Below are 3,193 nucleotides of genomic sequence, written 5' to 3'. Positions count from 1 at the left end.
GGGGATATTCTTGCGTGTGGCGTCGTGGGTGAGGGTTTCGACCTCGATGGGTTTCTTGGCCATGGGTCAGGTATCCTTCTTGGGCGAGACCAGCTTGTGCGGGACCTCAAGCTGTTTTGCCAGTTCGTTCAAATAGCCGGGCAGCTTTTGCTCGGTGACCAATACGGCCGAAATGTCAGCGTCAGCGCGCGGGTCCATAGATTGCATTACGGCTCGATACTTGACGCACTGGTAGATGCCGCGGGTCAGGTCTGCCTCGTTCGAGTCCTTCGACTTCACTTCCAAGGCGATGGTGCGTTCTGTGGCATAGTAGACGACGTCAACGCGGTCGCCCGATAGCAGATCGACCTCCGTTTCCGTACGAGTGACCTTCAGCCTTGGGAAAACGGCAGTTGGATTGGCTTGCACCCACAGGCGAAGCGCCTTGTGGTTGGGGCCTTCTCCGCCTCGCCCCCTGGCAATGCCATCCTTCTCAGTGCCACCGGTCGGATTCGACGGTGACATGTTACTGGTGTCCGGCTGATATGGCCTTCCATAAACCGTTTGATAGACCTTCGGCCAATCTGGGAAGGCATAGACTTCCTCTGCTGCGCTCTCAAAGTATTCACGCCAGATCTTGGGTTTGCTGTCCCGAAAGCCGTCCTTCGCAAGCTTTGGCTCGCTGAAATGGGCGGCCATGAATCCGCCCGCACCGGTACTTGGCATATGATCGTCTTGCAGTACCAGCAGCGTATTCAAAAGCGGCGCATCAGGAAAATCGGCATGGATATTGTGCATAATTTGACCCGCGCAGTACCCTAGGCGTGTTGCGCGACCGATGCTTGAGAATCCCACCTGTTGCTCGAGGCGCAGCATCGCCTCCCCGTAAGTAAGATCTGTTCGGTTCATTGCGGCCTCGACAAGCCATCTGGCCAAGACTGGTTCGGCATGCTTGTCAAAGTTCTCGTTGGTTGGCTTGATAAGGCTGCTCGTCACTTCACAGGATCTCCACACAACCGAAGTTGCCGATCAGCTTTGCGAACTCCGCTTCCATCTCGTAAACCGCCGTGAACTCGGCGAACTCCCAGCGCCCGAACTTGCCGAGGTTGTTCACGCCAGGCACCCAGTAGGCGCGCATGGTGTTTGCCTTGTCCTTGGCATCCTCGCCGCGGTAGCCCTTGATCTCGACGATCAGGTTCAGTGGGTCGGGCTTGCCGTCCTCGGTGCGGCGGCCGTCATCGACCTGGACGATGAAGTCGGGCAGGTATTTGTGCGGGGTCGAGCCGGAGAGGTAGGGCACCTCGAGGCCAAGCCCCTGGTTCTTGACGTAGGACAGCACCCGCGGGTGGCCTTCGGCGACGCGGGCAAACTCGGCCTCCCAATCGCTGTCGCAGACCACCCAGTTGACATGGGATTTGTCAGGGCGGGTCTGCCAGCGCAGCGCCTTGGACGTGGTGAAGTTGACGTAGGCAGTCGTGCCGGTGGGATTGTAGGCGTCGAGGATCGCTTTGATCTGGTTTTCGCCCTTCAACGTTTCGGTGATGGCCGCCTTGATCCGCTCGGCTGCCATGTCGGCGATTTCCTTGTAGACCAGCTGCGCAGGATAGGTGCCGCCGGAGCATTTCAGGTAGCCGCCGTCCAGCCACTGGCGGGTGATACGTTTTAGCTGGCCGAAGAGATGCAGTTTCGGTTCCTCGCCGGGGTCGCGATACTTGGTGTAGAGAAGGTGCCGCGCCAGGTGGAACAGGATGGTGGACGAGCGCATGTCGTCCAGATGCTCCAGCGTCAGATCAACGCCTTCGCCGATGATGCCCTGGTTGGTGGTGGTGGAAGGGCCCAGAAGCTGGGGCGTCAGTTCCAGAACGTGATCGGGACCGAAATTGGCCTCAAGCCGTTCATCCGGCAGTTCGACCCGATAGCCTTCGACACGGGGGAAGGTGATTTCCAGCGCGTCGCGGTCGGGCTTGACCGCGTGGACGCGGACAGTTTCACGCGGGGCGGCCGGGGGGGAGATCACCGGTTTCGCGGTGAAGTCAAAGGGGATGCCGAGGACGTCGGCATATTCGACGTTGAAGCGCCCCTCGTCGTTTAGGTCGTAGGACTGGCGGCGCAGCGCGCGACCGATCACCTGCTCGCACAAGAGCTGGGTGCCGAAGGCGCGCACGCCAAGCACATGGGTGACGGTGTTCGCGTCCCACCCTTCGGTCAGCATGGAGACCGAGACCACGCAGCGGATCTGTTCCCCAAGGCGGCCCTTCTTGCCGACGGTGTTCATGACCTCGCGCAGAAGGGTCGACTCGTCGATCTTGTCGCCTGCGGTTATGTCGCCGGTGCGTTCGATCATCTCGCGCTTGAACTGCTCGATCTCGACAGCCGCCATCTCGCGGAAATCCTTGTCGAGCGCCTCGCCGGACTCCAGCTGGGCGCTGTCGATCAGTATCGTGTTCGGCCGCGGCATCCGGTTGCCGAAGTCGTCGTAGTTCCGGAAGAGGGCAAGACGGCCGTTTTCAAGGGTGGTCTCGATGCCGTCGTCGCTGACCCGATCAAAGCCCGAAATGTACTTGTAGATCAGTTCCGACGTCGCCGTGTTGTTGCAGACGACGATGAACACCGGCGGAACGCCGATCCCCTTGTCCTGCCAAAGCAGGAAGGTCTTTTCGTAGTGACCATAAAGGGCTTCCAATGCGGTCAGCAGCTCGACCGGAAGGCTGAACGGATCGAGCGCCTTGCCCGCGGCGCGGCCCTTCTTGGGGAGCTTCTTGCCGATGTGGTCCCAGAGGTTGCGGAACTTTGGCGTATCGCCCCCTGGCACGTTGTCGGCAATCGGCACGCGCGGCAGTTTCACGATGCCGCATTCAATGGCGTCCATCAGCGAAAAGTCGGACATCGTCCAAGGGAACAGCGTGCCCTCGATGTACCCTGACCCACGCAGGAAGAACGGCGTGGCCGACAGGTCGTAGACGAGGCTGATGCCGAGCTTCCGTCTGACCGCTTCCAGACCGGATATCCACATCCGGGCGGCCTCATTGTTCTCTTTCGCCTCGCTTTTCTCGTCGCCCTTCAGGTCTTCCTCGGTTTCGCCGACGGCGTCCTTCACCCGCTCGCGATAGCAGTGATGCGCCTCGTCGTTCAGAACGACGATGTTCTTCTGGCCCATCAGGTCGCCCATGACCCGCTGGATCATCTCGCCTTCGGTCTCCAGCGTCTGGACCTT

2 protein-coding genes are annotated in these 3,193 nt (G+C 60.3%); both read right to left on the bottom strand.

Annotated elements, in window-relative coordinates:
• Positions 1-66 precede the first annotated feature (66 nt).
• Positions 67-855 carry a hypothetical protein gene (locus tag WMK75_RS18755; protein ID WP_252927045.1) on the bottom strand — a complete coding sequence of 263 codons (789 nt, stop codon included), beginning with the start codon at positions 853-855 and terminating at the stop codon, positions 67-69.
• A gap of 121 nt (positions 856-976) precedes the next feature.
• Positions 977-3,193 (bottom strand): restriction endonuclease (locus WMK75_RS18750; protein WP_347269095.1); only part of this gene is annotated, 2,217 nt, incomplete at its 5' end.

Source organism: Paracoccus sp. (in: a-proteobacteria), assembly GCF_039808215.1.
In the GTDB taxonomy this organism is placed as follows: Bacteria; Pseudomonadota; Alphaproteobacteria; order Rhodobacterales; family Rhodobacteraceae; genus Paracoccus.
The sequence above is the reverse complement of the archived record's forward strand: the minus strand, read 5'-3'. Positions and strand labels throughout refer to the sequence as shown.

Coding starts and splice junctions, on each gene's coding strand:
- WMK75_RS18755 (WP_252927045.1), bottom strand. CDS start 855: ATGCTGCGCCTCGAGCAACAGGTGGGATTCTCAAGCATCGGTCGCGCA.